Source organism: Acinetobacter sp. YZS-X1-1 (assembly GCF_000804305.1).
Taxonomy (GTDB): Bacteria; Pseudomonadota; Gammaproteobacteria; order Pseudomonadales; family Moraxellaceae; genus Acinetobacter; species Acinetobacter variabilis.
Genome location: NZ_JWHB01000009.1, coordinates 93530 through 106000, shown reverse-complemented (window position 1 = coordinate 106000; position 12471 = coordinate 93530). Strand labels below are relative to the sequence as shown.

The following is a 12471-nucleotide window of genomic DNA, read 5'->3' as shown; positions in this document are numbered from 1 at the left end:
CGATAAATAGATAAAACAGTTTGTTTTTATAAATTTGATCGGTTTTGCAAATGTATTGAAAAATTCATGATTAATTTCAAGCTTATATATGGGTGCTTAGCATGAATTTTCAAGTAGTTTAAAGTGTGATTGGTCTTTTTCAGTTAAGATTGGAATTCTGCATTTGAGAGTTGAACGATGGAATTACAACGCGGTATTTATCAACATTATAAGGGTAAACTTTATCAGGTCCTGCATGTGGCAACACATAGTGAAACGGAGGAAAAGCTGGTGGTTTATCAATGTCTTTATGGTGACTATTCGATTTGGGTTCGACCGCTATCCATGTTTACAGAAAGTATTAATACCAGTGATGATCGTGAAGTAGAACGCTTTAAATTGGTTCAGGCACTTTAATCAATCCATAAAAAATTTATTTAGATAACCTCAGGGAAGAGCAATGAATCAATTACAACATTTTGAAAGTTTCATGCAGGAACTGTATAAGACCTTTCATGCGCATGATCTTCAGCAAACTGAACGTCTGCAACGCTATCGAAATATTGAGCCTGAATCAGGCCGATTTTTATCATTACTCATTCGTGCCCAGCAGTCCAAACGTATTCTGGAAATTGGGACTTCTACAGGCTATTCCACTTTATGGCTGGCCGAAGCTGCCCGGCAGACTCAAGCGATGATTACAACATTAGAAACAGATGCAGAAAGAGTTGCGCAGGCCGAGCAGTATGCAAATCAGCTAGGCTTAAAGGATTTGATTGATTTTAAAGTGACAGATGCCTTGTATTATCTGCAAGCTGAGCAGGACGTATTTGATTTTATATTGTTAGATGCGGAACGTGATGCTTATGTGGATTATTGGACCCATTTGGCCCGATTGCTCAAGCCAAAAGGTGGAGTATTGCTGGTGGATAATGTGATTTCACATGCTGCGGAAGTAGAAGAATTTATTCAGCTGATCCAGCAGGATTCACGTTTTATCATAAGTACATTGCCGATTGGAGCTGGCTTACTCATGGTGACTTATCGTTAAGTAGAAATTAGTTAAATTAAAACAGGCAAACCCGGTCAAAATGTAAGTTGTATTCAAGATACTTCTGTACAAAGGCCATTTTATCTTGTCGTCTTAACAGGTTGTCATAAACAAATTCGGGAACAGGATGGTAGAGCTCTATATCGCCATTGCTATAAATGATTTTCAGGTGGCGGCTAGAAGGACTATAAGCCCATGAGATCACGGTTAGCAGTTTTTGCATACGTTTTCCTCCACTGAATATTATTATCTTATGTCTTGAACTTATGCCAACTGACATTGAAGATGTATAACTGAATTGTAAGCATAAGTAGGGGATTGTTATGAAGAGGATGCAATATGCATGCCTGATTTTTATATGATCTTTAAAGTGAAAAATAAAGATTTGGCAGGATGGCTTTAGATAGAAGGAAAATAAAACGGTTGGCCAATAGAGCAATCAAATAAATGTTCAAATAAAAAACCACGCTAAAAGCGTGGTTTTTTTTTGAATCAGTTCAATCTAATACAGATTAGATTTTACCAACTAGGTCGATTGAAGGAGCAAGAGTTGCGTCGCCTTCTTTCCATTTAGCTGGGCAAACTTCACCTGGGTGAGCGTGTACGTATTGAGCTGCTTTAACTTTACGAAGAAGTTCTTGAGCATCACGACCGATACCGCCAGCGTTGATTTCAACGATTTGGATTTTACCTTCTGGATCGATCACGAAAGTACCACGGTCAGCAAGGCCGTCAGCTTCAATTAGTACGTCGAAGTTTTTAGCAAGAGTCCAAGTAGGATCGCCAACCATTACGTATTGGATTTTTTTGATTTCTTCAGAAGAATCGTGCCAAGCTTTGTGAGTGAAGTGAGTGTCAGTAGAAACTGAGTAGATTTCAACGCCTAATTTTTTGAATTCTTCGTAGTTGTCAGCAAGGTCGCCAAGTTCAGTTGGGCAAACGAAAGTGAAGTCAGCTGGGTAGAAGAATACTACAGACCACTTACCTTTAAGGTCAGCTTCTGTTACTTCGATGAATTTACCATTTTGGAACGCAGTTGTTTTGAACGGTTTAACTTCAGTATTAATTAAGCTCATCATTGTCTCCATGATTGAGGTTTGTATTTAATTTCCAATAGGGTACAGAAATTATTTTTCTTGCTGAAACAGTATTTTTACATAACATGCATCGGAAAAACCGAATTAAGCTAAAAATAAAACACCATCAGCGCAAACAGCATTGCTCTTGATATAAATGATTCAACCGTAGAATGGTGAATACATCATGACAAGACTCACCCCGGTTTAATGCCTCTTCAGACATGATGCCGCAAGCAGTAAAATTCAAGGGTAAAAATTAAAAAATTATAAAAATATTCAAAATGGCCGTTCTTTCGCTTAGGGGCAATACAGCGTAAAATAGCTGCCTATTGTCTTTTTTTATATCAGGTGTTTTCTCAGTGCAGAGTCCTTTAAATGTAGATCAGCTCGTTATGGCGCGTGACCGTCATCGTTTAAATCGACTCCAAAAAGGTAAAGATGCCAACCAAAAGCAATATCAAGAATTATTTGAAAAATCGCATGCCAAAGTCATGCAGCGTATCGAACGCATTCCCAATATCAAGCTGAATCAGGATCTGCCTGTTACCCAGTATGCAGATAAGCTGATTGAAGCGATTCAGCAGCATCAGGTTATTATTGTGGCTGGTGAGACCGGTTCCGGTAAAACCACACAATTACCACAAATCGCCATGCTGGCAGGTCGCGGCCTGACTGGACTGATTGGCCATACCCAACCACGTCGTCTGGCTGCGCGTAGCGTATCACAGCGTATTGCGGAAGAAGTTGGCGAGAAACTGGGGGAATCGATCTCCTTTAAAGTCCGTTTTAATGAACAGGGCTCGCAGGATTCGATTGTCCGTTTGATGACGGATGGTATTTTATTAGCAGAGCTAGCCAATGACCGGTTCCTGACCAAATACGACACCATTATTATCGATGAAGCGCATGAACGCTCGCTGAATATCGATTTCATCATGGGTTATCTCAAGCAGCTGTTGCCGCGTCGTAAAGATCTAAAAGTCATCATTACTTCGGCAACGCTGGACGTAAACCGTTTCAGTAACTACTTTAATGGCGCGCCGATCTATGAAGTGGAAGGGCGTAGCTATCCGGTAGAAGTGCGTTATCGTCCAATTTCTGAAATGAGCATTGTCGGCAGTGATGACGACGAGTTTGATGATTTTGAAGAAAATCTGCCACGTGCAGTGGTTGCAGCTGTAGAAGAATGTTTTCAGGATGCACAGGAAAAAGGTCATCTAGAACATGCCGATATCCTGATTTTTGCCAGTACCGAACAGGAGATTCGTGAACTGCAGGAAACCTTGATCAAGCATGGTCCACGCCATACTGAAGTGTTACCACTCTACGCACGATTAGCATTAGCAGAACAGCAAAAAATCTTTAATCCTTCGGGCGGCGGCCGACGCATTATTATCGCCACGAACGTAGCAGAAACTGCACTGACTGTACCTAATATCCGTTATGTGATTGATAGCGGTTTTGCCCGTATTTCCCGTTATAACTATCGTTCACGGGTGCAGCGCTTACCGATCGAAGCGGTTTCTCAAGCTGCTGCCAATCAGCGTAAAGGCCGTTGTGGTCGTATTGCGCCAGGCGTCTGTATTCGTCTGTATAGTGAAGAAGACTTTTTAAGTCGTCCTGAATTTACCGAACCAGAGATTAAACGGACCAATCTGGCATCCGTTATTTTACAGATGCAAAGTCTGGGCTTAGGTTCACTGGAAGATTTTGATTTCATTGAGCCACCAGATCACCGTCTGGTCAATGATGGTCGCAAGCTCTTGATTGAGCTTGGGGCGATGGTGGAGAAGAGTAAAGCCCCTCTTTCTGAAAGAGGGGTTGGGGGAGATTCTACTAATCCTCCTAAATCCTCCTTTACGAAAGGAGGACTTCAAGGCAAGGGGGATTCTCTAACCAAAATCGGTCAGCAAATGGCAAAAATGCCAATTGATCCACGTCTGGCGCGAATGATTCTTGGCGGTGCTCATTTTGGTGCGCTGAATGAAGCTTTGGTGATTGTTGCAGCTCTGGCAGTACAAGACCCACGTGAACGTCCTGCGGATAAGCAGATGCAGGCCGATCAGAAACATGCCTTGTTCCGTGAAGCAGATTCAGATTTCCTGTTTTATATCAAGCTCTGGGATACCTTGCATAACAACCGTGAAAGTATGAGCGAAAACAAACGTCGTACTTTTGCACGTAATCATTTCCTGAGCTGGTTACGTCTGCGTGAATGGAAGAAAACTCATGAGCAGCTGGTGGATCTGGCTAAAGGCTTAAAGCTGTCCTTTAATGAAAAGAAAGCCAGTTATGAAAATCTGCATCGCGCTTTATTGACTGGCTTACTGTCTTTTATTGCCAACAAGACTGATGAACGTAATGTATTTATGGCAGTCCGTCAGCAGAAAGCACGAATTTTCCCGGCATCAACGCTGCACAAAACCAATACCCCATGGGTGATGGCTTTTGAAATGGTTGAAACCTCGCAGGTGTATTTACGAACTCTGGCAAAGATTGAGCCGGAATGGATTCTGCTCGCTGCGCGTGACTTACTGAAACATCATTATTTCGAACCACACTGGTCGAAAAAGGCAGGTGTGGTCAATGCGTATGATCAGATTTCTCTGTTTGGTCTAATCATCGAGCCGAAACGTCCGGTCAATTATGAGAAAGTGGATCAGCCGGCTGCGCATGAAATCTTCCTGCGTGATGCACTGACTACTGGTAATCTCGGCATTAATCCACCCTTCTTGAAGCATAATTTGCTGAAACTGGAAGAAGTGGAGCGGGTAGAAGACAAGCTACGCCGTCGTGACTTGGTCGTGGATGAAGAAACCATTTACCAGTTTTATGCCTCCAAAGTACCACCAGAAGTAGCCAGTCGCCGCAGTTTTGAGGACTGGCGTGCGACAGTAGAGCCACATGATCCACGTTATCTGTTTATTGATGATGATGCGCTATGGCTGAATGATCGTCCGACCACACAACAGTTTCCGGATTATTTACGTAATGGTGAATTGCGTCTGGCGACCAGTTACCGTTTTGACCCAAGTCATGATGAAGATGGTGCAACGGTTAAAATCCCGCTGCAGGCTTTGCCGCAGGTCGATGAAAATATCTGGTCATGGGGGATTCCGGGCTGGCGTCTGGAGCTGATCGAAGCTTTATTAAAGAGTTTACCTAAAGATAAACGCCGTAGTCTGGTGCCGATTCCAGATACTGCGAAAAAGCTGGCAGCCCGTATTGATGCAGTCAATCTACGTGAGCATATTTTCAGTTTTCTGGCTTTCCAGTTGCGTGGCGAGCAGATTACAGAAAAAGATTTTAGCCTGGATCGGGTTGAGCAATATCTCTTGCCTTTGATCAAGGTGATTGATGAAAAAGGTCGTGTGATTGAACAAGGCCGTGATCTTGCCGAACTGAAAGCCCGTTGCCGTACTGAAACTCATAGTCCGGTGAAACAGTTAAAAGGTGAATTTAAAACTTTCCCAGAAAACTTTGTCTTTGAAGCGTCGCAAAAAGTGACGGGTGTAGTGGTCAAGCAATATCAGGCACTGGTTCCGACCAAAGACTTCGCTGCACTGGAACAGAAAGATGAATCTGGTGTCGTGATTCAGACCTTTAATGATCAGGCTGAAGCCGTCAAACAGCACCGTGAAGGGATTATTCGACTGGTGCATATGCAGCTCGGAGATCTGGTGCGCCAGCTGAAAAAACAGATTTCCAAACCGCTGGCACTGGCATATTCACCGCTTGGCGATAAGGCTCAACTGGAGCAAATGTTAGTTTATGCCACACTGCACCTGTCAATTAATGAGCTGCCTGTCAATATGCAAGAGTTCCAAAAGTTGGTGGAGAATGTAAAAAAATCTTTCCTGACTCATGGCCAGACTGCACTGAAAGAAATCACGGATATTTATATCCAGTGGCAGGAAATCCGTCGTAAATTACTGGTTTTAGACCCATCTATATTTGGAAAAAATATTGATGATATTGAGGATCAGCTTGATTTGATGAGTCTTTCTGACTTCGTTTATCGGAAACCTTCCGACGTATGGTCAGAATTTCCACGTTATTTGAAAGCCCTGATCTTGCGTTTAGAGCGCTTGCCAAATAACCTACACAGGGATGATTCCGCCATTGACCAAATTGATCCGTGGATGGAAAAATTATTTCAGTTTAAAAATGACGCTCGCCTTAAAGAATTGTATTTTATGGTTGAGGAGTTAAGGATCTCATTGTTTTCTCAACCGATGAAAACGAAAACACCCGTTTCTCCAACTCGCCTGCAAAAAGTATGGGAACGTCTTGGAATCAGTTAAGATATAGGTCATTTTGAGAAGGAGTTTTACATGGGCATCCGTATTACGGGTACTGGCTTGTTCCATCCGGAAGATGTCATTACCAATGAAGAGTTAGTTGAAAGTTTAAATGCTTATGTGGAACTGTATAATCACGAAAATGCAGATAAAATCGCTGCAGGCGAATTAGATGCGCGTCGTGGTTCTAGCGCAGAATTTATTGAAAAAGCGTCAGGCGTACAACGCCGTTATGTGTCAGAAAAAACTGGCATCCTCGATCCAAAACGTTTACGTCCAAATCTACGTGAACGTTCAGATGATGAAATTTCCCTTCAGGCAGAATGGGGCGTGATCGCAGCAAAACAGGCGATGGAAAATGCCGGTGTCACTGCTGAAGATATCGATGTCGTGATCCTGTCATGTTCAAACCTGCAACGTGCTTATCCTGCGGTTGCGATTGAAATCCAGACTGCTCTGGGTATTCAAGGTTATGCTTATGACATGAACGTTGCATGTTCAGCAGCCACTTTCGGTTTAAAACAGGCTGCTGATGCTATCAAGGCAGGTGCACGTCGCATATTACTGGTGAATGTTGAAATCACCTCTGCACATACCGATTTCCGTTCACGTGACTGTCACTTTATTTTCGGTGATGTCGCAACTGCATCGATCATTGAAGATACTGAAACTAAAACCGGTTTCGAGATTCTGGATACTTCATTATTTACCCAGTTCTCAAACAATATCCGCAATAACTTCGGTTTCCTGAATACGTCTGAAAATGCAGATATCGACGACAAACGTTTCCGTCAGGACGGTCGTAAGGTATTTAAAGAAGTGTGTCCACTGGTTGCCAAGATGATTACTGCTCAACTTGAGAAAAATCATATTGCACCTACAGATGTGAAACGCTTCTGGTTGCACCAGGCTAATGCCAGCATGAATGAATTGATTCTGAAACTGGTAGTGGGTAAAGAAAATGCCAAACCAGGTCTGGTACCTATCATTCTGAATGAGTTTGCCAATACTTCTTCCGCAGGTGTCATCATTGCCTTACACCGTACTGCAAATGAAGTTGAAGACGGCGAATATGGCGTACTGTGTTCATTTGGTGCAGGCTACTCAGTGGGTTCAATCCTGGTACAAAAACGCGTGGCATAAGCCGGGAGCATATTTTGCAGGTCAAGCATGACGGAGCATGGATCAGGCGCTTAAGTGCCTTATCCAAACTGTATTTCACGCCTACTTTTTTAGGGGCTGAAAATATTGATGCCAGTCGACCTGCAATGTATGTGGGTAATCATTCCATGTATGGCATCTTTGATGCGCCAATGCTGATTGATTACCTGTACAACGAACATCAAGTGGCTGTGGTCAGTATTGCTGATCATAGCCATTTTTATGTGCCGCTATGGCGTGAAGCAGTGAAGAAATTTGGTGCTATTGATGGTGTACAGGACTATGTCCGCTCGGCCATGCAGCAAGGCTACTCGATTCTGGTCTTTCCGGGTGGTGGCCGTGAAGTGCTGAAACGGGAAGGTGAGCAGTATCAGCTGATCTGGAAAGAGCGTTACGGTTTTCTGAAATTAGCTCAAAAGTTTCAATATGATATTGTCCCTTTTGCTGCACTTGGCGGTGATGAAATCTATGAGATTGGATTTGATGCCAATAAGATCATTCAACATAAGTATTTTCAAAAATTATTAAAAATTCCCCAACTCAATAAATTATTACGTCATGGTGACGTAATTCCTTCTTTGCCTAAAAACCTTTTTCCCAAACGCTTGCCTTTTTATTTTCAGTTTATGCCGCGGCAGCCAATTCATCATGTGCAGCACGAGAATGATCTGATTGATTTTCGTGAGTATTTACAACAAAAGATCTATCAGGGGCTAGAACTGTTGGCTGACAGACGTCGGCAAGATGAAGTCTAGGTCTTTTCATCATTCCTGCTTTGCTTTACATTGAGATCGAATCGTCTAAAAAATCACCATGCTTCAATTTCTGTAATAGAAAGGAAAAAGCGATTTTAAAGGATTGAAATTCAGTAGGTCTGTAACTCAATAGGGTTAAAATGAAGGGGGAAATATGGAACAGGAGGGTTTGCTACTGCCATTCAGACAGCTCGCTGAACAATGCCTCAGTATTTTTCCTGAGTTAAATCAGCTGTATCTGGATCAAATGACGCTTATTGGTCATGTGAATGCCCAGAATTTGTTCAGGATTCATCAGGATGAGCATCGAATTGATCTGCTTAATGGCTTATTAAATATCCAGCTATATACACCTCAAGATTTAAATCTGGAAAGTCCCCATGCCTTAGCAGAAATGCAGATTGATACCAGGCTGGCTAAAGCAGAGGCTTTGGAAGAGTTTTTCTTTCAGGATATTTACTTTCTGACTGGGGATTTAAAGCCCCAGCATTCCCTGTTTTTACGTGATAAAGCCAAACAGCTCCGTCAGCTCATTATTGATCAAGTCTATATATGGGTTAATGCGCCTGAACGAGTTGCTAATTGCTTAAAGCAGATGTCGCTTGTGCAAGCTGAAATTATCGACTCCTTTATGATTAAAGCCGAAGTTTATACTCAGCCTTGTATCAGTAATTGGATTCAAAGTGGGCATGAGATTCCTGCGAATGTCTTAAAACAGCTACAGCAAATCTTTTCCTTGCAATATTTGCAGCCAGATGAGTTTCTATCGATTCAGTCAGTTATGGATAGTCTGGATGCATTTTGTTTTAGTGCGCCTGAGTTTCTGCACCCAGCAACCTTCCGGATTATCTCCTTATCCTTTGAAAACCGGTTCAATCTGCATGAGCTGAATGACCATATTGACGATATCCGTTTGCTGTATCGGCATGCTGAAGAGCAAAGTCATCTACTGGGCTTTGTTCGGTTGATGAATCGTGATAGCTGGCATCGGAGTGATCTGCTATCCAAACGCAATTTTCTGGAAAATAATCCTTATTTATGGCAAAAAAAAGTCGCCAAACTTCCTTTATTTGACTGTCATCGCGTAGTGAACTGGCTATTTAAACAGCCTGCGGAAATTTTGGATTGGCTGAGCAGCAATATTCAACATAGCAGTGTGCGGGTGGCGGCAACAGCCTTAAGCTTTATCGATACGCATCATATTCATCCGCAGATTGTTTTAGCTACCTTGCAATATTTTCAATATATCGCAGCACGTCTGTTTATTGATGATGTTCATCAATATGCCATTCAGCATCACTGGTTTGAGCATGAGCTAAATCGAACAGTTGTTCTCAAAGGGACGCGTCAGGCTATTGAGGATCATCGTATTGCGATTAGTCCATCGATTCTATATCTGGATGAATGGATCGGATTATTGCGGGATGTAGTGGCAATGGATGATCAGATGACTAAAAGAGTTTACGCCAACTTAAGTCGGGTGATGCAGGCTTATATGCAGCATCTGTATAAGGTCACCCGTGATTTGCCTGAGGATGTGCTGGCTTGTATTCGGCCCCAAACTCAGCAAGACCGTGATTTTTATAACGTGCTACAACGTAACCAGATTCCATTTGTAGAGTTCAGGAAGCGCTTTTATTTACATGCAAGGCATGTGCGGGAATCCTGTTTTGATGGTTATATCCGTGATTATCTGCCGGAGTATTTTTCTACTCAAACAGAAGTGCCTAAAAATTTAAGCTGGACCAGTTTATTTACGCAGGCAGTTGTCTGGCATGAGCAAATTCAGAAGCAAGAGATTATTGCCAAGCTCAAAAAAGACTTTGCTCTAGCCAGTTGGAGGCCGCTCACACAAGCACATTTTCTACTGTATTTTAATTGGCGGTTTGAGGAATTGAAAACACTAGAGCGGATTATTGAAGAGGCTAGAATATTCCGGAACTGTCTGGCTGCAAGTTATGCACAGCGTATAGTCGAAGGTGAATATGTGGCCTTTCGCATGTCACATCCTGCCATTAAATTACCTTTGATTTTAGGCTGTCAGTTGCAGAAAGACCAAGTCATCTTTGACCAGCTTGAGTATCCAAATAATCAAAAAGCGGAAGTTGAATATATCAATATTGCCCAGCATTTTATTAACTGGTTAAACCTGCAGGCTTGACCTGATTCAGTGCTTTTCTGTCCGTGAAGCTTAACTTTTCCGGCAAAAATCGTTAGGCTATAGCCGTTCTTTTACGGTATCTCTTTTATGAAACAGGAAACTGCACTTAAGCTCTTAAAAGCAGGAGAAAATGTCTTTTTAACCGGTTCTGCGGGTGCAGGGAAAACTTATACGCTCAATCAATATATCAATTATCTGAAAGCCCGTAAGGTGTCGGTTGCCATTACTGCATCGACTGGTATTGCGGCAACGCATATGAATGGCATGACCATTCATACCTGGGCAGGAATCGGGATCAAAGACTTTTTGTCTGAAGAAGACCTGAAGCGCATGAAAGAGCGTAAATACCTGAAAGAACACTTGGAAAATGCGCAAGTCCTGATCATTGATGAAATTTCCATGCTGCATGCCAAGCAGCTCAATCTGGTCAATCAGGTGCTGAAATATTTCAAGGAAAGTGATGAAGCTTTTGGTGGGATTCAGGTCATTGTAGCAGGGGACTTTTTCCAGTTGCCGCCCGTTGGAAAAAATGATGAACGTAACCGCGATAAATTCTGCTTTATGTCGGATGCCTGGGTTGAAGCCAAGTTCCGTGTCTGTTACTTGACTGAACAGCACCGTCAGGACAATGACTATCTGAATGATATTCTGAATGCCATTCGTGCACAGGCCATTTCACCTGAACATCGTTCAGCGCTACAGGGTACACGTCAGCAGGACATTGGCGATACCTATACACGTCTCTATACCCACAATATGGATGTCGACAGCATTAACTTTAAGCATCTTAATGAAATTGATCAGGATCCCCGCCAGTTTGATGCGCAATGTGATGGTAATGAAAAACTGATTGAAACCTTAAAGTCTTCAGTCCGAGCACCCGAAGCCTTAACCCTGAAAAAACATGCCAAGGTCATGTTCGTGAAGAATAACTTTGATATGGGTTATATCAACGGCAGCTTGGGTGAAGTGATCGGCTTTGAAGATGATGATGAGCATGGGGTTCTGCCAAAGGTCAAACTGACAGATGGAACTACCCTGATTGTAGAGCCTGAAACCTGGTCGGTGGATAATGAAGCAGGTAAAACTATTGCCAGTTTTCAGCAGATACCGCTACGTCTGGCTTGGGCAATCACCATCCATAAGTCTCAAGGCATGACACTAGAAGCTGCTGAGATTGACCTGAGCCATACCTTTGAAAAAGGTCAGGGCTATGTAGCATTATCCCGTTTAAAAAGCTTAAATGGTCTACGCTTGAAAGGCTTTAATGAACAGGCTCTGGAACTGGATAGTCTTGCCATTAAGGCTGATCGCCGTTTTCAGGAACTGTCAGATGAAGCAGAAGCGAATTTTGAAAACGTGGATTTGACTGTACAGCATAAGGCCTTTATTCGTCATTGTGGTGGTACTTTGAATGAAGTCGAGATCCAGCGTAATGATAAGAAAATTGCCAAAAATGGTGGTAAGCAAAACTACGCGACTGCAACCTTGGATGAAACCCGTGAACTGTTTGAAGAAGGGTATGAGATTTCCGATATTGCAACTGAACGTGGCTTGACACCTGCCACTATCATTAACCATCTGGGACGTTTGCATAAAGAACAAGGTCTGGATATCTCAGTCGCTCATCCGGGTGAGGAAGTTGTTGAACAAGTCCGTAAGATTTATAAACGTCTAACCAAACGTCAAAATTCAGATCATTTTAATGATGATGGCAGTATTAAATTACGTCCGATCGTGGAACTGACCAGTCCGCGTATGGGTTATGATCAGGTGCGTTTGGCTTTGCTGTTTGTGGAATAAAATTTGGGTTTTTAAATTTTAGTATTTAACCTGAGCTTTTACTTTTGAAAGATCAAAAGTAACAAAAATCTTTTGTTGGATTGAAGGTACATCCTGTACATCAATCCAACGAGCGACATCCATGTCGCTGATCATGTGATTTAATATTCTGCAGTTCTTAATTTTAGAATATTAATTTTTA

9 protein-coding genes are annotated in these 12471 nt (G+C 42.4%); 7 read left to right on the top strand and 2 right to left on the bottom strand.

Annotation, left to right across the window (positions count from 1 at the left end; genetic code table 11):
- Nucleotides 1-177: 177 nt before the first annotated feature.
- Together RJ01_RS07590 and RJ01_RS07585 are read left to right on the top strand one after the other, a co-directional pair.
- The gene (locus RJ01_RS07590) at nt 178-396 is read left to right on the top strand and encodes a DUF1653 domain-containing protein (RefSeq protein WP_004784046.1); all 219 of its coding nucleotides are present in this window, start codon (nt 178-180) and stop codon (nt 394-396) included.
- Nucleotides 397-439: 43 nt separating this feature from the next.
- Nucleotides 440-1030 carry an O-methyltransferase gene (locus tag RJ01_RS07585; protein ID WP_034170599.1) on the top strand — a complete coding sequence of 197 codons (591 nt, stop codon included), beginning with the start codon at nt 440-442 and terminating at the stop codon, nt 1028-1030.
- Between the two features lie 16 nt (nt 1031-1046).
- Here RJ01_RS07585 and RJ01_RS15795 read toward each other — a convergent pair whose 3' ends face one another.
- Together RJ01_RS15795 and ahpC are read right to left on the bottom strand one after the other, a co-directional pair.
- On the bottom strand, nt 1047-1253 hold the full coding sequence (locus RJ01_RS15795) for a KTSC domain-containing protein (RefSeq protein ID WP_004784043.1): 207 nt from the start codon (nt 1251-1253) through the stop codon (nt 1047-1049).
- 289 nt (nt 1254-1542) lie between these two features.
- On the bottom strand, nt 1543-2106 hold the full coding sequence (gene ahpC / locus RJ01_RS07580; RefSeq protein WP_004784041.1) for an alkyl hydroperoxide reductase subunit C: 564 nt from the start codon (nt 2104-2106) through the stop codon (nt 1543-1545).
- Nucleotides 2107-2468: 362 nt separating this feature from the next.
- On the opposite strand from ahpC, the gene hrpA reads away from it, so the two are divergent.
- The 5 genes from hrpA to RJ01_RS07555 all read left to right on the top strand — a co-directional run bounded on the left by hrpA (nt 2469) and on the right by RJ01_RS07555 (nt 12290).
- Nucleotides 2469-6413, top strand: a complete 3945-nt coding sequence (gene hrpA, locus RJ01_RS07575; RefSeq protein WP_034170598.1) for an ATP-dependent RNA helicase HrpA — start codon at nt 2469-2471, stop codon at nt 6411-6413.
- Nucleotides 6414-6443: 30 nt separating this feature from the next.
- The gene (locus tag RJ01_RS07570; protein WP_034170597.1) at nt 6444-7553 is read left to right on the top strand and encodes a beta-ketoacyl-ACP synthase III; all 1110 of its coding nucleotides are present in this window, start codon (nt 6444-6446) and stop codon (nt 7551-7553) included.
- Between the two features lie 14 nt (nt 7554-7567).
- Nucleotides 7568-8326: a 1-acyl-sn-glycerol-3-phosphate acyltransferase gene (locus RJ01_RS07565; RefSeq protein WP_034170596.1), complete on the top strand. Its 759-nt coding sequence runs from the start codon at nt 7568-7570 to the stop codon at nt 8324-8326.
- 154 nt (nt 8327-8480) lie between these two features.
- The gene (locus tag RJ01_RS07560) at nt 8481-10487 is read left to right on the top strand and encodes a hypothetical protein (protein WP_034170595.1); all 2007 of its coding nucleotides are present in this window, start codon (nt 8481-8483) and stop codon (nt 10485-10487) included.
- 87 nt (nt 10488-10574) lie between these two features.
- Nucleotides 10575-12290 carry an AAA family ATPase gene (locus RJ01_RS07555; protein WP_034170594.1) on the top strand — a complete coding sequence of 572 codons (1716 nt, stop codon included), beginning with the start codon at nt 10575-10577 and terminating at the stop codon, nt 12288-12290.
- The last annotated feature ends 181 nt before the right edge of the window (nt 12291-12471 follow it).

Bases quoted from the DNA above. Each gene is read 5' to 3' on its own strand.
- RJ01_RS07590 (WP_004784046.1), top strand. From the start codon at position 178: ATGGAATTACAACGCGGTATTTATCAACATTATAAGGGTAAACTTTAT.
- RJ01_RS07585 (WP_034170599.1), top strand. From the start codon at position 440: ATGAATCAATTACAACATTTTGAAAGTTTCATGCAGGAACTGTATAAG.
- RJ01_RS15795 (WP_004784043.1), bottom strand. From the start codon at position 1,253: ATGCAAAAACTGCTAACCGTGATCTCATGGGCTTATAGTCCTTCTAGC.
- ahpC (WP_004784041.1), bottom strand. From the start codon at position 2,106: ATGAGCTTAATTAATACTGAAGTTAAACCGTTCAAAACAACTGCGTTC.
- RJ01_RS07570 (WP_034170597.1), top strand. From the start codon at position 6,444: ATGGGCATCCGTATTACGGGTACTGGCTTGTTCCATCCGGAAGATGTC.
- RJ01_RS07560 (WP_034170595.1), top strand. From the start codon at position 8,481: ATGGAACAGGAGGGTTTGCTACTGCCATTCAGACAGCTCGCTGAACAA.
- RJ01_RS07555 (WP_034170594.1), top strand. From the start codon at position 10,575: ATGAAACAGGAAACTGCACTTAAGCTCTTAAAAGCAGGAGAAAATGTC.